General features: G+C 32.4%; 14 protein-coding genes. 11 read left to right on the plus strand and 3 right to left on the minus strand.

The window, feature by feature from the left end; translation table 11 throughout:
* Nucleotides 1-7 precede the first annotated feature (7 nt).
* The 9 genes from ssnA (at nucleotide 8) to ACWJKS_RS02970 (ending at nucleotide 13,362) form a co-directional block, all read left to right on the plus strand.
* Complete coding sequence (ssnA, locus tag ACWJKS_RS02930) at nucleotides 8-1,339, plus strand: putative aminohydrolase SsnA (RefSeq protein ID WP_462960390.1); 1,332 nt, start codon at nucleotides 8-10, stop codon at nucleotides 1,337-1,339.
* A 30-nt stretch (nucleotides 1,340-1,369) separates the two neighbouring features.
* A complete protein-coding gene (ygfK, locus tag ACWJKS_RS02935) occupies nucleotides 1,370-4,372 on the plus strand; it encodes a putative selenate reductase subunit YgfK (protein WP_462960391.1) in 3,003 nt (1,000 codons plus the stop codon).
* Between the two features lie 20 nt (nucleotides 4,373-4,392).
* A complete protein-coding gene (gene hydA / locus ACWJKS_RS02940; RefSeq protein WP_165412658.1) occupies nucleotides 4,393-5,766 on the plus strand; it encodes a dihydropyrimidinase in 1,374 nt (457 codons plus the stop codon).
* Entirely contained in the window at nucleotides 5,759-8,317 is a 2,559-nt protein-coding gene (gene xdh, locus ACWJKS_RS02945; protein WP_462960392.1) for a selenium-dependent xanthine dehydrogenase, read from the plus strand. The genes hydA and xdh overlap by 8 nt, the downstream gene beginning before the upstream one ends.
* Nucleotides 8,318-8,329: 12 nt before the next feature.
* Nucleotides 8,330-9,079, plus strand: coding sequence for a selenium cofactor biosynthesis protein YqeC (gene yqeC, locus ACWJKS_RS02950; RefSeq protein WP_462960393.1), 750 nt, complete (start codon nucleotides 8,330-8,332; stop codon nucleotides 9,077-9,079).
* A gap of 90 nt (nucleotides 9,080-9,169) precedes the next feature.
* Nucleotides 9,170-9,763 carry a molybdenum cofactor cytidylyltransferase gene (gene mocA, locus ACWJKS_RS02955; protein ID WP_216304261.1) on the plus strand — a complete coding sequence of 198 codons (594 nt, stop codon included), beginning with the start codon at nucleotides 9,170-9,172 and terminating at the stop codon, nucleotides 9,761-9,763.
* Nucleotides 9,756-10,565 (plus strand): selenium-dependent molybdenum cofactor biosynthesis protein YqeB, encoded by an 810-nt coding sequence (yqeB, locus tag ACWJKS_RS02960; protein ID WP_462960394.1) that lies wholly within the window; start codon nucleotides 9,756-9,758, stop codon nucleotides 10,563-10,565. The genes mocA and yqeB overlap by 8 nt, the downstream gene beginning before the upstream one ends.
* A 143-nt stretch (nucleotides 10,566-10,708) precedes the next feature.
* Nucleotides 10,709-11,731, plus strand: coding sequence for a molybdopterin-binding protein (locus ACWJKS_RS02965; protein ID WP_462961042.1), 1,023 nt, complete (start codon nucleotides 10,709-10,711; stop codon nucleotides 11,729-11,731).
* Between the two features lie 170 nt (nucleotides 11,732-11,901).
* Nucleotides 11,902-13,362 (plus strand): IS1182 family transposase, encoded by a 1,461-nt coding sequence (locus ACWJKS_RS02970; protein ID WP_462959746.1) that lies wholly within the window; start codon nucleotides 11,902-11,904, stop codon nucleotides 13,360-13,362.
* A 279-nt stretch (nucleotides 13,363-13,641) separates the two neighbouring features.
* On the opposite strand, the gene ACWJKS_RS02975 is transcribed toward ACWJKS_RS02970, so the two are convergent.
* The 3 genes from ACWJKS_RS02975 to ACWJKS_RS02985 all read right to left on the minus strand — a co-directional run bounded on the left by ACWJKS_RS02975 (nucleotide 13,642) and on the right by ACWJKS_RS02985 (nucleotide 17,159).
* Nucleotides 13,642-15,246, minus strand: a complete 1,605-nt coding sequence (locus ACWJKS_RS02975; protein ID WP_462960395.1) for a DUF7852 domain-containing protein — start codon at nucleotides 15,244-15,246, stop codon at nucleotides 13,642-13,644.
* A gap of 199 nt (nucleotides 15,247-15,445) precedes the next feature.
* The gene (locus ACWJKS_RS02980) at nucleotides 15,446-16,198 is read right to left on the minus strand and encodes a CsxC family protein (RefSeq protein WP_462960396.1); all 753 of its coding nucleotides are present in this window, start codon (nucleotides 16,196-16,198) and stop codon (nucleotides 15,446-15,448) included.
* 154 nt (nucleotides 16,199-16,352) lie between these two features.
* The gene (locus ACWJKS_RS02985) at nucleotides 16,353-17,159 is read right to left on the minus strand and encodes a CsxC family protein (RefSeq protein ID WP_462960397.1); all 807 of its coding nucleotides are present in this window, start codon (nucleotides 17,157-17,159) and stop codon (nucleotides 16,353-16,355) included.
* 278 nt (nucleotides 17,160-17,437) lie between these two features.
* On the opposite strand from ACWJKS_RS02985, the gene ACWJKS_RS02990 reads away from it, so the two are divergent.
* Together ACWJKS_RS02990 and clpA are read left to right on the plus strand one after the other, a co-directional pair.
* Nucleotides 17,438-17,755: an ATP-dependent Clp protease adaptor ClpS gene (locus ACWJKS_RS02990; protein WP_216302676.1), complete on the plus strand. Its 318-nt coding sequence runs from the start codon at nucleotides 17,438-17,440 to the stop codon at nucleotides 17,753-17,755.
* Between the two features lie 2 nt (nucleotides 17,756-17,757).
* Nucleotides 17,758-20,055 carry an ATP-dependent Clp protease ATP-binding subunit ClpA gene (clpA, locus tag ACWJKS_RS02995; protein ID WP_462960398.1) on the plus strand — a complete coding sequence of 766 codons (2,298 nt, stop codon included), beginning with the start codon at nucleotides 17,758-17,760 and terminating at the stop codon, nucleotides 20,053-20,055.
* The last annotated feature ends 60 nt before the right edge of the window (nucleotides 20,056-20,115 follow it).

A 20,115-nucleotide genomic window follows, 5' to 3' on the forward strand; every position in this document is an offset into this window, starting at 1 on the left:
GGATATTATGATTTTAATAGGCAATGGTAGGTTATTGACTAGAGATAATGACAATACATTTATTGAGGATGGTTGTGTATGTATTGATGCTAATATTATAGTGAACATCGGAACCACAGAGCAAATGAAGAAAAAGTATGAGGGCGCTGAGTTTATTGATGCTAAAAAAGGTTTAATTATGCCAGGAATGATTAATACTCATCATCACATATATAGTGCATTTGCCCGTGGTCTTTCTATTAAAGGGAATAACCCTAAAAGCTTTTTAGATATTCTTTCTGGAATGTGGTGGAAAATAGATAGATTATTAACACTCGAAGATACAAAATATAGTGCATATGAAACGTACTTAGATTGTATAAGAAATGGGGTTACAACTGTTTTTGACCATCATGCAAGTTACGGTAGTATTGAAGGAAGTTTATTTCAAATATCGGGTGTTGCTAAAAAGCTAGGAATTCGTACATCTTTATGTTATGAAGTTTCTGATAGAGATGGAGAGGGAAAAATGAGACAAGCTGTAAAAGAAAATGTTGAATTTATGAATGCAGCTAAAAAGGATTCCTCTGATATGCAAAAGGGTATGATGGGACTTCATGCATCTTTTACATTAAGTAATAAAACTCTTGAATATTGCGCCCGAAATACGCCGTATGGTGCTGGTTATCATGTGCACACAGCAGAAGGTATAGAGGATGTATATGATTCTTTAAAAAAATATAATAAAAGAATAGTAAATCGTTTATTTGATCTTGATATTTTGGGTGAAAAAACTATTGCTGTTCACTGTATACACATAAATCCTGCTGAAATGGATTTATTAAAAGAAACAGATACAATGGTAGTTCATAACCCAGAATCTAATATGGGTAACGCTGTAGGATGTACACCTGTGCTAGAGTTTGTAAAAAAAGAATTGATTGTAGGGCTTGGAACTGATGGATATACAAGCGACATGTTTGAATCCATGAAGGTTGCAAATATTTTGCATAAGCATAATAACTGTAATTCATCTGTTGGTTGGGGTGAAATTCCTTTAATGACATTTAAAAACAATGCAAAGATTGCTAATAGATTTTTTGAAAAACCTCTTGGAGTTATACAAAAAGGAGCTTATGCTGACATCATAGTAGCAGAATACGATCCACTAACGCCATTTAATGCAAATAATGCAAACGCTCATATTTTATTTGGAATTAATGGGAGATGTGTAACAACTACAATGATAAATGGTAAGGTTCTTATGAAGGACCGTGAAATAATCGGTGTTGATTCTGAACAAATCATGGCGAAATCAAGAGAATTATCAAATGAATTATGGAATAAAATCAATAGTTAAAAAACAAATAAAAATAAGGGGGCATTACCTATGGGTGATAGAATGACGCCTATTCCATTTAAAAACTTAATGGAGTGGATAATTTACGAAAATAAAAAGCAGGTCAAGATATTTGGAGTAAACAAATTTTTCAAAAAGCAGGATAATAAGGTTCTTGAAATATTTGGAGAAAAAATTGAAACTCCTTTTGGTCCAGCAGCTGGTCCACATACACAGCTAGCACAAAATATAATTGCAGCATACGTTTCTGGGTGTAGATTTTTTGAATTAAAAACAGTACAAACTCTTGACGGTGAAGATTTACCTGTATCAAAGCCATGCATAAAAGCAGAAGATGAGTGCTATAACGTAGAGTGGTCAACTGAGCTTAGAGTTCCAGAGGCATATGCGGAGTATGTTAAAGCGTGGTTTGCACTAAAAATATTATCAAAGGAGCTTGAACTAGGAAGTCCTGATGGATTTATTTTTAATATGAGCGTAGGATATGATTTTGAAGGAATAAATTCACCTAAAATAGGTGAATTTATTATGGGTCTTAAAGATGCATCTAAAAGTGATATATGGAGTGAATGCAGGTTATACGTCTTTAAAAATATGGATAAATTTCAAAATATTGACAAAGAATATGTTGAGCATATATCACCTAAGGTATGTACATCGATAACATTATCAACATTACATGGATGTCCATCACATGAAATTGAACGCATTGCAACATACCTAATAAATGAAAAAGGACTAAATACCTATGTAAAATGTAATCCCACATTATTAGGTTATAAATTTGTACGTAAAACTTTAGATAGTATGGGATACGATTATGTTTCATTTGATGAACATCACTTCAATGAGGACTTGCAATTTAATGATGCTACTTCTATGTTTAGAGGGTTACAAGATTTGGCAAGTAAAAAAGGATTGTCATTTGGTGTTAAATTAACGAATACAGTTCCAGCTCAGATTAAAAATGCTGAATTACCAGGCGATGAGATGTATATGTCAGGAAAATCTCTATATCCTCTTTCAATAGCACTTGCATATAAGCTTTCAAAAGAATTTGATGGAAAACTTAAGATCTCTTATTCAGGAGGTGCGGACGTTTTCAATATAAATGATATATTTGAAACGGGTATATGGCCTATAACTATAGCAACAACACTTTTAAAAGTTGGTGGATATCAAAGATGTGTTCAAATTGCTGAAAAATTAAACAAGTCAGAATATACTAATAAGTATGTTATGGATAATGAAAAATTAAGAGAGCTTAAAGATAAATCAGTAAAAGATATTCATCATATAAAGCATATAAAACCAATTCTTAATCGCAAAATAAATGAAAAAGTACCATTAGTTGATTGTTTTATTGCACCATGTGAGAAGGGATGTCCTATATCACAAGATATTCCAGAATATATACGTCTTGTTTCTGAAGGTAAACATCTTGAAGCACTAAAGGTAATAGTTCTAAAAAATCCGCTTCCATTTATTACAGGAACAATATGCAGCCATGTTTGCATGAGTAAATGCAGCAGAAATTTCTGCGATGAATCTGTTAATATAAGAAATATAAAATTACGAGCAGCAGAAAAAGCATATGAAAGTTTAATTAAGGAACTTAAGATAACAGAAAAAGGCAATGCACGGGTAGCGATTGTTGGCGGAGGAACTACAGGTCTTGCAGCAGCATATTTCCTTGCAAGAGAAGGAGTGAATGTAACAATCTTCGAGAAAAGAAACTCATTAGGAGGAATAGTAAAACATGTTATTCCAGGATTTAGAATGCCAGAAAAATCTATTCAAAAGGACATTGAACTTGTTTGTAGCAGGGGAGTTAAAATTGAATTGAATTCAGAGCAGAATTCTGTAGATGAGTTAAAAAAGCAAGGATATAAATATATATTATTTGCGATTGGTGCATGGAAACCAGGTAGACTTAATATTGAAGGTGAAAATGTAATCAATGTAATTGATTTTCTAGAGAGATTAAAGAATAATGATAAAAAATTAAACATTGGTAAAAATGTAGTAGTTGTAGGTGGCGGTAACACTGCTATGGATGCAGCTAGAGCAGCTAAAAGAGTAGATGGAATAGAACATGTATATGTAGTATATCGTAGAACTAAAAAATACATGCCAGCGGATACCCAAGAATTGCAATTAGCAATTGAAGAAGGGGTAGAATTTAAGGAATTATTATCACCTGTAAAAGTTAGTAACGGTGTTCTTAAATGTGAGGTTATGAAACTCGGAGAACCAGATGAAAGTGGAAGACGAAGACCAGTTTCAAGCGGAGGTATGGTAGATATACCAGCAGACATTGTTATATCGGCAGTTGGTGAGAAGATAGATACTAAGATATTTGAAGAAAATAATATTAAAGTAAATGAAAAGGCGCAAGCTATTGTAGATTTAACAACACTCGAAACAAATATTGAAAAAGTATATGTTGCCGGAGATGGGTTACATGGACCAGCTACAGTAGTTGAGGGTATAGCAGATGCAACAAAATTTGCAAGAGCTGTAGTTAAAGAAGAGAAAAATTGTGATTTGACAATGAATTTGCCAAAAGTAAGCACAAATAGCGAATCACCAACAGCTAAAAAAGGGATACTCAAAATGGAAACGCGCGGTCCTAAAGAGTGTGAAAGATGTCTTGAGTGTTCAACAATATGTGAAGCTTGTGTTGATGTCTGTCCTAACCGTGCAAATGTTACTATAAAAGTAAAAGGTAATAAAATGCATCAAATAATTCATCTTGATAAAATGTGCAATGAGTGTGGAAACTGTGAAATGTTCTGCCCATATAATAGCGCTCCATATAAAGAAAAATTTACACTATTTGCTACAGAAGTTGATTTTGAAAATAGCCAAAACGTGGGATTTGTATTAATTAATAAAGATGAAAAAATAGTAAAAGTTAGATTAGATGGCGAAGTTTTAGAAGTTAATCTTAAGGAAAGCAATACAGTTATATCTAAAGACATTGAGAATATGATTTGGGCTGTAATTTCGAATTATAGTTATATAATTTAAAAATTGAAGAGGTGGGTTAAATGTCAATTATTATAAAAAGTGGAACTATTGTAACTCCTAGAAAAAGCTATATTTCTGATATTAAAATTGAAGATGAAATAATTACCTATATTGGTGAAAATTTAGAAGATGATAAAGCACAAATTATAGATGCAGCAGGTTGTTTAGTATTTCCAGGATTTATTGATTCTCATACTCACTTTGATTTAGATACAGGATACACTAGAACTGCAGATAATTTTAAAACAGGTACTGCCGCGGCTATTGTAGGTGGAACCACAACGATTTTGGATTTTGCAACGCAAAACAAAGGAGAAACTCTAAGTGAAGCGCTAATAAATTGGCATAATTTAGCTAAAGGTGTTTCAAGTTGCGATTATGGCTTTCATATGGCAATAACGCAGTGGAATGCAGATATAAAAGATGAACTTAAAAAAATGAAAGACCAGGGAATAACATCATTTAAAGCATATATGGCCTATGACAATTTGCGTCTTAATGATGGAGAGATATATGATCTTTTAAAGTGTTTGAAAAAATATAATGGTTTGCTTTGTGTTCATTGTGAAAATGGGGATCTTGTAAATACTATGATAAAAGAACAGCTTAATAGTGGAAATATGACTCCGGCTGCCCATCCACTGTCACGACCTAATATTGTGGAATCAGAAGCAGTATCAAGATATATAGACATTGCAAATTTAGCAGACGCACCTATTTATATCGTACATCTAAGTACAAAAGAAGCTTTAGAAGAGGTATTAAAAGGGCGAAAAAGAGGACAAAAGGTATATGTAGAAACATGCCCTCAATATCTGCTTTTAGAAGATAGTTCATATTTATCAGAGGATTTTGAAAGTGCTAAGTATGTTATGTCACCACCTTTAAGAAAAAAAGATGATCTAGAAAGATTATGGCAAGCTTTATCAAAGGAAGATATTGATACAATTGGAACAGATCACTGTAGTTTTAATTTTAAAGGTCAAAAAGATCATGGCATAAACGATTTTAGTAAAATACCCAATGGTATACCAGGGGTTGAACATAGACCAATCCTTATGTACACATATGGAGTAGATAAAGGTAGAATAAGTAAAGAACAAATGTGTTCTATGCTTAGTGAAAATATTGCAAAGATTTTTGGAATGTATCCTAGAAAGGGCGCATTACAAGTTGGAAGTGATGCGGATATAGTTATATGGGATATAAAAAATCAAGGAATTATATCTAAAGATAATCAAACACAAAATGTAGATTATACACCTTTTGAAGGATTTAGAACTGTAGGATCAGCTAAGCATGTTTTTCTAAGAGGGACACAGATTCTGGAGAATGGAAATATTATAAAGCAGAATTTTGGGCAATATATAAAACGGGGTGGCTGTAATGTTTAACTTTGTTGTAAATGGGAATAAAGTTAGGGCTAAGGAAGATAAAAAGTTAATTACATTCTTAAGGGAAGATTTGAATTTAACATCAGTTAAAAATGGTTGCTCTGAGGGTGCCTGTGGAACATGTATGGTTTTAGTAAACGGCGAGGCAAAAAAAGCATGTATATTAAAAACAAGCAAGCTTGTAGATAAAAATATTATAACGGTTGAAGGCCTTTCGGATAGAGAAAAAGATGTATATGGACATGCTTTTATGGAAGCAGGAGCAGTACAGTGTGGTTTTTGTACTCCGGGAATGGTCATAAGTGCAAAGAGTCTTATTGATAAGGTAGAAAATCCAACTGAGGTCGGAATAAGAAATGCTTTGAAAAATAACATCTGCCGCTGCACGGGATATGTGAAAATAATTAAAGCTGTGAAGCTGGCGGCTAAACTATTACGAGAAAATACAGGGGTGCCTAAATCTACTTGTAAAGGTTTAATAGGAGAGAATTTAAATAGAATTGATGCTGTAAACAAAGTGCTTGGCACAGCAGAATATGTAGATGATATGCGTATAGAAGGTATGATTTATGGTGGAGCGGTTAGAACTAAATATCCACGCGCCTTAGTAAAAAGTATAGATATTAGTGAAGCTAAAAGACTACAAGGTGTTTATTTAGTAATTACAGCGGATGAGCTTCCTGGAAGCCCAAAAGTTGGTCATATTATAAAGGATTGGGATGTATTAATACCAATGGGAAAGATAACTCACTGCATAGGAGATGCTATAGTTCTAATAGCTGCCCGAACGAAAGAAATACTAGAAAAAGCTAGATCTTTAGTTAAAATTGATTTTGAAGAATTAACACCGGTTACATGTCCGGAAGATGCACTGAAGGGAGGTGCGCCTCAAGTACATGCAAGCGGTAATTTATTAGTAACTGAAAGCATGGTATTTGGTAATGCAGATAAATATATAAAAAGTTCGAAATACAGCGTAACAAATAAATACAGCACGCCATTTACAGAACATGCTTTTTTAGAAACCGAAACGGCAGTAGCTGCGCCAGATGGTAATGATGGAATAATAATATATTGCGGTGACCAAGGTATTTATCAAACAAGGAAGGAATGTGCAGAAGCTTTAGGGATTGATCAAAGTAAAGTAAGGGTTGTAAGTAAAATAGTTGGTGGTGGTTTTGGTGGAAAAGAAGATATGAGCGTTCAACACCATGCATCAATTCTTGCTTATTTATGTAACAAACCTGTGAAGGTTGCATTAAGTCGCAGGGAAAGCATGATGATACATCCCAAACGTCATGCTATGGAGATGGAGGTTACAACTGCGTGTGATGAAAATGGATATTTGATTGCTATGAAAGCTATCATAATAGCTGATACAGGAGCATATGCGTCGCTGGGGGGACCTGTGCTGCAAAGAGCATGCACCCATGCAGCAGGACCGTATAATTATCATAATATTGATATAATTGGGAAAGCAGTATATACAAATAATCCACCAGCTGGTGCATTTAGAGGGTTTGGGGTAACACAGAGCTGTTTTGCAATAGAAAGCAATTTAAATCAGCTTGCGCATTTGGCTTCAATAACTCCCTTTGAAATAAGATATAGAAACGCAATTAGACCAGGCCAAGTACTTCCTAATGGTCAAATTGCAGATTCATCAACATCTATTGTTGAAACTTTGGAAGCAGTGAAAGAAATATGCAAGCAAAATCCTAAAGCAGGAATAGCTTGTTCTATTAAAAACAGTGGACTAGGAGTCGGAATCCCTGATATTGGACGTTGCACGCTGGTTATAAAGGATGGTAGCGTATATATTCATACCAGTGCGGCTTGTATTGGACAAGGGCTTGGGACTATATTAACGCAAATAGTTTGTGAAACCCTTAATATGTCATCGGATAAAGTGGTACATGCAGCGCCAGATACTTTGACTTGCCCTGATTCTGGGAATACAACAGCTTCACGCCAAACATTATTCACAGGTGAGGCAGTAAAAAGAGCAGCTAGAGAACTTCTTGATGCATTAACTTATCAAACATTAGAAAACTTAGATGGGCAAGAATTTTATGGAGAATTTAAAGGGATAACTGATAAAATGAGCTCAATTAAACAAAACCCTGTAAGTCATGTAGCTTATGGCTATGCTACACAGGTAGTTATTTTGAATGATGAGGGTAAACTTTTGAAGGTTATTGCGGTTCATGATGTTGGTACTCCTATAAATCCTAAAAGTATTGAGGGGCAGATTGAAGGCGGTGTTGTTATGAGTCTTGGATATGCTCTAACAGAGGATTATCCGCTTAGGGGCAGCGTACCAACTGCAAAATTTGGGACACTAGGATTGTTTAAAGCAACGGAGGTACCGAAAATAGAATCTATTATATTAGGTAAAGGAAATATGAATCTTGCATATGGAGCAAAGGGAATAGGTGAGATATGTTCAATACCAACTGCGCCTGCTGTGGCTGGTGCGTATTATAACTATGATGGAGAGCTTAGAACAAAGCTACCTATTTGGAATACGCCATACAGTAAGAAAAAATAAGTAGGTGATATCATGAAGCTGAGTAATTATATGGAATTGAAGAAAAAAGACATTATATCTTTTGTAGGTGCAGGTGGGAAAACCACAATGATGTTTAAGCTTGCAGAAGAGCTGAGAGCGAATAATAGGGTCTTAGTAACTACAACCACTAAGATATACATTCCATTAGATGATAAGTATGACTTTATATGCACTGATAAAGAAATAATTCCAAGGTATATTACTATGAATAAAAATGGAATTTATATTTTAGGATTAGCTGTAAATGGAGAAAATAAAATATTGGGGCTAAGCACAAAAGAATTAGATGAGTTAGTACCACATTTTGACTATATACTAATAGAGGCAGATGGGGCAAAGGAAAAACAGCTAAAAGGGTGGAATGAATTTGAACCAGTTATATACGGAAAAACTACAAAAACTGTAGGAATTATAGATATACAGTCATGTGGTATTCTAATTAATGAGAGCAATATTCATAGAAGTAAGATATATTGTGAAATAACGGGGGTAAAAGAGGAAGGAACTGTTAAAATTGAACACCTATCTAAGCTAATATTTCATCCTAAGGGGTTGTTCAAAGGAGCACAAGGAGAAAAAATACTATACATAAATAAAATAGAAGACCCCCATCATTTAATATTAGCCAGGTTGTTAGTTAAGGAAATAAATTTAAAGAATAAGAAATTATTAAATAGTGTATTTATTGGAAGTTTAAAAACTAACGTATATTTTGGAGAATCCCATGAAGGTATTATATGATTAGAAGGATTTTTTATCATATAAATTATGTAAGAAAAATAAAATTAAGTTTTAAATTTGTAGTTATGGGTAAAAGTAGGTGATATAATAATGGTAACTGCTATAATATTAGCATCAGGGTATTCGAGGAGAATGGGGAAAAATAAGCTTATTTTAAAATATAAAGGTAAAATGCTAATTGAACACACTATAGAAGTAATTAAACAATGTTGCTTTTTAGAGGTGATTGTTGTAGCTAGAGAAGAGGAAATAATAGAAATTGGTAAAAGAAATGATTTAAAAGTTATTAAAAATGAAAATGCAGTTAAAGGAATAAGCGAATCAGTTAAATTGGGTGTAACACATACAACAGAAACAGATGGATATATGTTTTTTACGGCGGACCAACCTTTTTTAGATAAAGATACGATAAATGGATTAATCTATGAATTTAAAGAGAATTCAGCTTATATAATTATTCCAAGGTGTGATGGTAGACATGGGAATCCTGTAATATTTCCGTACATCTTTAAGGAAGACTTTTTGAAGTTAGAAGGGGATGTTGGTGGGAAAATAATAATAAATAAGAATTTAGAGAAAGTTAAGTTTGTAGAAATACATAATAGTACAAAATTATTTGATATTGATACTAATGAAGATTATGAGTATATTCTAAAACTAGAGGAGAATAATGAGCATGTTTAATGAGATTGTCATTGTACGTGGCGGAGGAGATTTAGCATCTGGAACAATTCAAAAATTGCATAGAAGTGGATTTAGGGTATTAGTTCTAGAAGCATCAAAACCGACTGCTATTAGACGGAAGATTTCTTTTAGTGAAGTGGTATATGAAAGAGAAGTAGAGGTAGAAGGAATTAGGGCTGTACATGTATTCAGTTTAAGTGAAATAGAAAATGCTTGGAGCAATAAAAAAGTTCCAGTAATTATAGATGAAGAAGGAAAATATATTAAAGAAATAAAGCCTAAAATTGTAATTGATGCTATTATTGCTAAGAAAAATATGGGAACAACAAAGGATATGGCAGATATAACTATTGCTGTTGGTCCAGGATTTACAGCAGGTAAAGATGTAGATGTTGTAATAGAGACGGCTAGAGGGCACAATCTAGGTAGACTTATTTTTAGTGGACAAGCTGCGGTAAACACAGGAGTTCCAGGAAATATTAGGGGGTACTCTAAAGAAAGAGTTATACATTCGATATGCGCTGGAGTAATGAAGGATGTTCTAGATATTGGTGCTGTGGTTGAAAAAGATGAAGTTATTGCCTATATAGGAGAGACACCAATAAAAGCAACAATATCAGGACTGTTAAGAGGAATTATACGTAGTGGAAGTACTGTAAAAGAGGGATTTAAGATTGCGGATATCGATCCGAGGGTGTCAGAAAAAATGAATTGTTATACTATTTCTGATAAAGCAAGAAATATAGCAGGCGGAGTATTAGAAGCAGTATTTTATTTAATGGCATCTCAGAATGAGGATTAATGGTATGGAAAAGAGAATTCTAAAAGGGATTTAAGAAAGTTTAAGAATCGAGGTCTATAGATTGTTTAATGGATGCAATGCTTTCACGTGGAGTGTGGTATTAAATAAAACTTATTTTAAAATACGAGTTAGAGGTGATTGATATAAAAAAAATACCTGTGAGAGACGCAGTTGGATCCGTTTTATGTCATGATATTACTCAAATTGTTCCAGGAGTAGTAAAAGATATAGCATTTAAAAAAGGACATATAATTAAAGAAGAAGATATACAATTATTACTTTCATTGGGAAAAGACAACATATATGTATGGGACGAGAAACAAGGATATCTTCATGAAAATGATGCAGCAGAACGTTTGAGAGCCCTTACAGCAGGAACAGGACTTACATTTAGTGAAGTAAAAGAAGGTAAAATTAATTTTATAGCAGAGTACGATGGACTTCTTATAATTAATACAAGGTTGTTATATGGACTTAATTCATTAGGTGAGATAATTTTAGCTACATTACATGATAACTATCCTGTAAAAAAGGGACAGAAGGTAGCGGGAACAAGAGTTATTCCACTTGTAATTGAGGAGGATAAGATAAAAAAAGCAGAGGATTTAATCGGCGATGCGAAAATTGTAAGCATAATACCGTATGCACCAATGAAAGTAGGAATTGTTACTACAGGCAGTGAAGTATATCATGGCAGAATAAAGGATGCGTTTGGTGCTGTAATAAGAAGCAAAGTTACGGAATATGGTTGTGAAATACTTGGACAAACTATACTTTCAGATGATGAGAATAAGATAACGGAGGCTGTAGACGCATGGATAGAGCAGGGGGCTGGAATGGTAATCTGTACTGGCGGAATGTCAGTAGATCCTGATGACGTTACCCCTGTAGCAATTCAAAATACAGGGGCAGAAATTGTAACATATGGATCACCCGTGCTTCCAGGTGCAATGTTCTTGCTAGCTTATAAAGGAAATATTCCAATCTTAGGACTTCCGGGATGTGTAATGTACTCTAAGAGAACTATATTTGATTTGGTATTACCAAGGGTACTCGCAAAGGAAAAATTGAGTTTTGCTGATATAGCAGCATATGGTCATGGGGGACTTTGTATGGAGTGTGAGGAATGTAGGTATCCTGATTGTACATTTGGAAAGGGAGTATAATAATAGTAAAAAACCCCAAGCTACCTTGAGGCCACTGAAAAACTATATGAAAAATCGTCATCTAATTAAAGATGGCGATTTTTTTATATAAAAGACTAAAAAACAAAAAGGAATTTTAAAAGATATGTCGAATTAGTATAGTAGAATAAAATAAAAGGGGCTAAACTATTATGCTAAAAGGACAATTGGAAATAAAAATAAATACATACCATAGCTTATATTCGTTAATTATTCCGAAAGATAACATTTTAAAGCAAATTAATGACCTTGTTGACTTTTCATTTGTTTATGACGAATTGATGATTAACTATAGTTCATCTATGGGTAGAGGTGCTATTAACCCCATAATGCTATTTAAATATTTACTTTTGAAAGTAATATATGAATTGTCTGATGAAGATGTTGTTGAAAGAACTCTTTATGACATGTCCTTTAAATATTTTCTAAATTTAGCCCCAGAAGAAACAAATTTAATAAACTCAAGTACACTAACTAAATTTAGAAAGCTTCGCCTTAAAGACATGAATTTATTGGATTTATTAATAAACAAGACTGTAGAACTTGCTATAAAAGAGGGAGTTTTAAAAAGTAAAGCAATAATAGTTGATGCTACGCATACCAAGTCACGTTATAACCAAAAGTCAGCAAGCGAGGAATTATTGAAACGTGCAAAAAACTTAAGAAAAACATTGTACGGAGTACATCCTGGTATTAAAGAAGAGTTACCTAATAAAGTTACAACTGGAGTACTTGAAGATATTCTTGAGTACTGCAAATTATTAATTGATACCATAAACGAGAAGCCAGAAACTGCAGCAAATCCAGCTGTGAAAACTAAATTAAACTACTTAATGGAAGCTATTAATGATGACTTAGAAAATCTAAAAATATCAAAAGATGAGGATGCAAAAGTGGGGCATAAAACTGAGGATAGTTCTTTTTTTGGATATAAATCACACCTTGCTATGAGTGAAGAACGTTTAATTACAGCAGCTGTTATTACAACTGGCGAAAAAAGTGATGGAAAGGAGCTCATAACCTTAATAGAAAAAAGCCGTGAGGCTGGTATAGATGTAAATGAAGTAATTGGAGATACAGCTTATTCTGAAAAGAAAAACCTAGAATATACAAAAGAAAATAAAATTGCATTAATTTCAAGACTAAATCCTGTAATTTCACAAGGAATGCGAAAAAAAGAAGATGAATTTGAGTTTAATAAAGATGCTGGTTTATTTGTATGTCCGGCAGGTCATATGGCTATTAAAAAAGCAAAACAGGGAAAGAAGAATGTTGGTAAAAATCAAGTGCTAACCTACTATTTTAATGTAGAAAAGTGTAAAAATTGTGTTCATAAAGATGGGTGTTATAAAGAAGGCGCTAAATCTAAAACTTATTCAGTTTCAATAAAGTCAAATACTCACAAAGATCAAATAGAGTTCGAAAAAAGTGAATATTTTAAAAAACGAGCTAGGGAACGTTATATGATAGAGGCTAAAAACAGTGAACTTAAGCACCAACATAGCTATGATGTAGCAATATCGTCAGGCTTAATTAGCATGCAAATGCAAGGTGCATTATCAATCTTCACTGTGAATCTAAAGAGAATAATTAAGTTGAAAAGCAGGAAATAGGGCTTTTAAAACTTAATTATAAAATAAAAAGCATGATATATCCAAAATATGGACATCTCATGCTTTTTCTATTCAAGCTTGAAAACTCTACTAAATAAAGAGTGCTTTTTTCAGCGGCCTCGCTACCTTGGGGGTTTTACTGTTTAAGGTTTTTAGAGAATATGATCTAGTATAATAGAGTAAATTGTGAAATGAAGTTTATTAGGAGAGTAAAATAAAATTTAATCAACATATAACAGTTTTGCCATGTTTTTTTATTTAAACATTACTATAAATTATCTATTTAGTTTTTTTATAGTTTATGGCTACATCTTGTTCTTGAAGTAATGTTAATGAAAGATTTATTATTATGTTTTCTTTGATAGTATTAAAATTGATTTCTATAGGAAAGTCTTTATTAAAGGGCGTTTTATCAACAAGAGTATATGTTTCATAAATTTTAGCTTTTTCTATTTCGCAATTTATAGGTGGAACACTGCAATCTATATATCTATCACATTCTATATTTTTTTTGTATAAATAATCACCATAACCTTTATTAACATCTAAACAATCTAATGAGACATAAATAGGTATATAATCTAGAGGATTTTGCTTAGAGAAAATGGGGGGGACTTTATACTGGATCAAAGTAGTGCATTTAAAAGGGATATAAGTTATAAGAGATTCAGTATCTAAATTAATTATACTATCATGAATACCTTTTGCTATAGAAAAATCTACCTTGTTTCTAACAAAACCTTCTAAAAAAAGTTTTCCATTTAAGGAGGGAGAAATATCATCTTTTTTATACAAAGGTATAAGCTTACTATTAGTTAAGTATACGTCTTTTTTCATGTTTTTTATATCTAAGGCAGCGTTTTTTAATCTAAATGTTGATTCAATAGGAATATCTATGGTTTTTTCTGCAATTATGAGGGGGAAGGTTGATACTAATTTTTTACTGGGGTTAGTATTTATACTTCCACGGATATCATAAATACAATCGGGAGTTGTAGTATTAATTTCACCTTCTTTTTTTATACAGTCTGTATCAGTTTTAATAATTAATTTGCGTGTAGGAAGTATAAATTTTGTAGTAATTTTTTCTTTTGTATTTTTTTGTACACTTAAATTATTTTTATGCTTAATATTTGTTAACCTGTTTTTAAATATCTTATCAATACCTTCATTATAAGATGATTGTTGTAAGAGTTTTAAAATAACAAGCAGTTTTGACATAATTAATTTATCGCAAATAGGAGGTATAGAATCTGAGTCATCTTCAATATTTACATGTTTAAGAGGCGGTATAAAATCTGAGTCATCTTCAATATTTACTTGTTTAAGAGGAGGTATAAAATCTGAGTCACCTTCAATGTTCACTTGTTTAAGAGGAGGTATAAAATCTGAGTCACCTTCAATGTTCACTTGTTTAAGAGGAGGTATAAAATCTGAGTCACCTTCAATATTTACTTGTTTAATAGGAGGTATAAAATCTGAGTCACCTTCAATGTTCACTTGTTTAAGAGGAGGTATGAAATCTGAGTCACCTTCAATATTTACTTGTTTAAGAGGCGGTATAAAATCTGAGTCATCTTCAATAATTACATGTTTAAGAGGAGGTATAAAATCTGAGTCATCTTCAATAATTACTTGTTTAAGAGGAGGTGTAAAATCTGAGTGTTTTTCAATAATTACTTGTTTAATAGGAAGTATATATTCTAAATTCATTCTATCTTTTGCATTTTCTTGTAAGCATAAATTATTTTTGTGCTTAACATTTGTTGAGACTTTTTTAGATGATTCATTAAAAACTATAAAACAATTTGGTCGTTGCAACATATTCAAAACAATAAGTAACTTCATCAGCCTTGATTTATCACAGTTATTTTTTTCCTTCATTCAAAAATGCTCCTTTATTATAAGGGTCAGAAATATTAAATAAAACGGGCTAGATAGCATACTGTAGAGTTATTTTATTTCATATGCCTTATGTAATTAAATATTATTGAATATGGAATACGTATTATATTAATTATATATAAATAACCGTTCTTCTAAAGAATTATATTATTTTAGAAGAACGGTTATATCTAAATGTCTATAGCGGAATATTCACTTGTTGCAATTGTAATACTTTAACTCTAACATATACGACCATTTTTTCAATTACTTTATTATAAAGTTTTACATTTGAATTAGTTTTATGGTACATAGGATCTGTATTCATATCGTCCTCAAAAATTCTTACTCCTTCTAATTCACAGTATGGGCTTTCAGTAAAAGTTATATTATCTTCAAAAGATTGCTCACATGCTGATTTTCCAATAAGAGTTTCTTTGCAGTCGTCATGGCACACACAACTACTTAATAAATCTATTTCAGTTTGAGCCCTGCGAACGTTAACTACTGGTGGTACAACATATTGAACTTCTGTTACAGTTGTAAATTTGACATCTACGGTTGTATGAGCTATTCTACCACTTACAATTTTATCTTCGATACAGTCAGCAGTAGCATATTCTATATTTTTTCTTACAAATCCACTTATAAATAATTTACCAGATCTTAGAATGCCATTTTCAATTACTCCTGATCTTGGAAGTAACTTGCATTGAGTTAAATATACATTTTTCTTTATTCTTTTAATTTCATAGAATGGTTCGTTCAATTTAAACTCAGCTTCGACATCTATTTGAATTTCCCTTTCGCCGAGAACTACAGGAATTTTAGCTACTAGAGGGCCATTAATGCCAACTGGTCTGATAGTAGTTCCACTGCTTAAAGGTAATGTTTTTGAACTAATAACTTCACCACAGTTATCGCAAGGGTGAAGAGTTTGATTATTTTCCAAAAGTAATTCCTCCTTTTTTTCAGGTCTTATGACCTTCTACATACTATGTAGAAAATAAAGAAAGTGTTACTTTAAATATATAAATAACCGTTATTCTAAAGGAAAATATCTTCTTTAGAAGAACGGCTATATCTAAATGTCTATAGTGAAATATTTACTCGCAGAAATCGGAATATTTACTCGTAGTGCAAATGGGGTTAACTGGATCATCATATGGTATATTTACCTGTTGTAATTGTAATACTTTAACTCTTACATATACAACCATTTTTTCAATTACTTTATTGTAAAGTTGTACTTTTGAATTAGTTTTATGGTATATAGGGTCTGTATTCATATCGTCTTCAAAAATTCTTACTCCTTCTAATTCACAGTATGGGCTTTCAGTAAAAGTTATATTATCTTCAAAAGATTGCTCACATGCTGATTTTCCAATAAGAGTTTCTTTGCAGTCGTCATGGCACACACAACTACTTAATAAATCTATTTCAGTTTGAGCCCTGCGAACATTAACTATTGGTGGTACAACATATTGAACTTCTGTTACGGTTGTAAATTTGACATCTATTGTTGTATGAGCTATTCTACCACTTACAACTTTATCTTCGATGCAGTCAGCGGTAGCATATTCTATATTTTTCCTTACAAATCCACTTATAAATAATTTTCCGGATCTAAGAACACCATTTTCAATTACTCCTGACCTTGGAAGTAATTTGCATTGAGTTAAATATACATTTTTCTTTATTCTTTTAATTTCATAGAATGGTTCGTTCAATCTAAACTCAGCTTCGACATCTATTTGAATTTCTCTTTCGCCGAGAACTACAGGGATTTTAGCTACTAGGGGGCCATTAATGCCAACTGGTGTAATATTAATTCCACTGCTTAAAGGCAATGTTTTTGAACTGATAATTTCACCACAATTATCGCAAGGGTGAAGAATTTGATTATTTTCCAAAAGTAATTCCTCCTTTTTTTAGGTCTTATGACCTTCTACATACTATGTAAATAATAAAAAAATGGTTCATTCAAACATCAGTATATTTTAAATGCTAGATATGAAATATAAAAGTATAGAATAGTTGAAATAATATAGGTAAATGCAGTAATATATAAACAAGTAGGATATAATAGTCTTGGAGCAAGGTATAGAAAATAAAATAGACTAGAATGTGAATAGTTATTTTTTTAGATTATTAAACATAAATTTTAATAAAAACAGTGGGGTTGTTAATTATGTCAGAAAAAAGGACCTTCGATGAGGAAATTATTATTAAAGAAAAAATAGAAATGAAGATTAAGAAGCCTAGTAAGTACATGGTGATAATTCACAATGATGATTATACAAGTATGGAGTTTGTTGTGCAGGTTTTAGTTGGGGTTTTTAAAAAACAGGTTGTGGAAGCCACAAAAACCATGTTTGAAGTCCATAAAAAAGGTAGTGGCGTTGCAGGGATATACAGCTATGATGTAGGTATAACAAAAATTGATCAAGCTATGGATATGTGTGAAGAAAGTGGATTTCCACTGAAACTAACCTTAGAAGAGGAGTAATTATGCAATTAGATAATATAGTAAATGAGATTATTACTGCGGCTTTTAATGAAGCTCAAATGTCAAATCATGAATACTTTACACCAGAACATATTCTTTACGCTTCTTTATTTTTTGAAGAGGGAATTGAAATAGTAGAGAATAGTGGCGGGAATGTTAAAAGACTTAAAAAACAAATAACAAAATTTTTAAAGGAAAATATAGAAATCGTAGAAGATGTAGAACCGATCCAAACAATTGGAATTCAAACCATTCTATCAACGGCTGCAGATCATGTTATGCTTTCGGGTAAAGAGATAGTTAAGATAGGCGATGTGATTGTGGCCATGTATGATGATGATGAAAGCTTTGCTTCTTATTTTTTGCGGAAACAGCAAATGAAGAGAAGAGATCTTCTTAATTATATAGCTCATGGTATCTCTGTGGTAGATACCTTTGATTTTGATTCTACAACAGATAATGAGATAGAAGAGCCGGTGAGATTTACTGACAATGAAGAAGATATAGAATACACCTATGAAGAGGAAATTGAAAATCCGAATGATAAGGAAAATTTTTTAAGTAAATTTACTGTAGAGTTAACAGAACAAGCAGGCAAAGGAGATATGGATCCTCTTATAGGGAGACAAGATATTCTGCTAAGAACCTTACAGGTATTATGCAGGAGGCTTAAAAATAATCCGGTGCATGTAGGGGAACCTGGCGTAGGGAAGACTGCTATTACTGAAGGTCTTGCACAATTAATTGTAGAAAATAAAGTGCCAAAGTTATTGCAAGGGAGTAAAATATATTATTTGGATATGGGTGCTCTTCTCGCAGGTACAAAGTATAGAGGAGATTTTGAAGAACGTATTAAAAAAGTGTTAAGTGAAATTAGTAAGGAAGAAAAACCTATAGTGTATATAGATGAAATCCATACTATAGTTGGAGCAGGTGCAGTTTCTGGAGGATCTATGGATGCTTCTAATATTTTAAAACCCTTTCTTGCAGATGGTAAGGTAAGATTTATTGGATCAACTACTTATGATGAATATAAGAAACATTTTGAAAAAGACAGTGCACTGGCTAGAAGATTTCAAAAAATCGAGGTGCCAGAGCCTTCAGTTGAGGATACTTTCGATATTCTTATGGGGTTAAAAGATAAATACGAAACTTACCATAATGTTATATACAAAGATGAAGCTTTAAAAATAGCAGTAGAATTATCTAGCAAGTACATTAAGGACAGATTTCTTCCAGATAAGGCTATAGATATTATGGATGAAGCAGGTGCTTATGCAAGGCTTTATGCTGAAGACAATGAAGAGACTATTCTTATTACGGTGGGTGCAGTGGAAAAAATAGTAGCTTCTATTGCAAAAATTCCAGAGCAAAGTGTATCAAATAATGAAATAGATATACTGAAAAATCTAGATATTAATTTAAAGAAACAAGTTTTTGGGCAAAGAGACGCTATAGACACTTTAGTAAGGGCTATAAAGCGATCTAGGGCAGGTTTTAATGAAGAAGATAAGCCAATAGCGTCTCTCCTCTTTGTTGGTCCTACAGGGGTTGGAAAAACAGAGATAAGTAAACAATTGTCGATTAGCTTAGCTATTCCACTTATTAGATTTGATATGAGTGAATACCAGGAAAAACATACTGTTGCAAGGCTTATCGGTGCACCACCGGGATATGTAGGTTATGAAGAGGGTGGAATGTTAATTGAGGCTATTAAAAGAAATCCTTATTGCGTGCTACTTCTAGATGAGATTGAAAAAGCTCACCCTGATATATTTAATGTGTTATTGCAGGTTATGGACTATGCAACTTTAACAGATAATACTGGTAAAAAGGCGGATTTCAGAAATGTGATTTTAATAATGACTTCTAATGCAGGAGCGAGAGAGGCTAGCAAACATATAATTGGGTTTGGAGACAAAATGGAGTCTGGGCAAGTAATTACTAAAGAAGTGGAGCGAGTATTCTCACCCGAATTTAGGAATAGATTGGATAACATAATTGTATTTAATAAAATTGATGAAGCTATGGCTCTTCAAATAGCTAAGAAGGCAATGAAACAGTTTGAAGAAAAACTTTTAACTAAAAATATAAAATTAAAGGTTACAGATAATTTATATGATTGGTTAAGTAAAAAGGGTTTTTCCGAGGATTATGGCGCGAGAGAAATCAATAGAGTGGTCCAAAAAGAAATAAAGGCTTATTTTGTAGATGAAGTGCTGTTTGGAGACCTTTGCACAGGCGGTAGTGCAATAGTTGATATTGTGGATGGTAAACTTACAATTATTAAAGGAAATTAAAAAAAAGATGTTGCTAATAAAAATAGCAACATCTTTCTATTTAAATTTATATTATTATTT

This window comes from Clostridium sp. CM038, assembly GCF_055081105.1.

Coding starts and splice junctions, on each gene's coding strand:
- ssnA (WP_462960390.1), top strand. CDS start 8: ATGATTTTAATAGGCAATGGTAGGTTATTGACTAGAGATAATGACAAT.
- ygfK (WP_462960391.1), top strand. CDS start 1,370: ATGGGTGATAGAATGACGCCTATTCCATTTAAAAACTTAATGGAGTGG.
- hydA (WP_165412658.1), top strand. CDS start 4,393: ATGTCAATTATTATAAAAAGTGGAACTATTGTAACTCCTAGAAAAAGC.
- xdh (WP_462960392.1), top strand. CDS start 5,759: ATGTTTAACTTTGTTGTAAATGGGAATAAAGTTAGGGCTAAGGAAGAT.
- yqeC (WP_462960393.1), top strand. CDS start 8,330: ATGAAGCTGAGTAATTATATGGAATTGAAGAAAAAAGACATTATATCT.
- mocA (WP_216304261.1), top strand. CDS start 9,170: ATGGTAACTGCTATAATATTAGCATCAGGGTATTCGAGGAGAATGGGG.
- yqeB (WP_462960394.1), top strand. CDS start 9,756: ATGTTTAATGAGATTGTCATTGTACGTGGCGGAGGAGATTTAGCATCT.
- ACWJKS_RS02970 (WP_462959746.1), top strand. CDS start 11,902: ATGCTAAAAGGACAATTGGAAATAAAAATAAATACATACCATAGCTTA.
- ACWJKS_RS02975 (WP_462960395.1), bottom strand. CDS start 15,246: ATGAAGGAAAAAAATAACTGTGATAAATCAAGGCTGATGAAGTTACTT.
- ACWJKS_RS02990 (WP_216302676.1), top strand. CDS start 17,438: ATGTCAGAAAAAAGGACCTTCGATGAGGAAATTATTATTAAAGAAAAA.
- clpA (WP_462960398.1), top strand. CDS start 17,758: ATGCAATTAGATAATATAGTAAATGAGATTATTACTGCGGCTTTTAAT.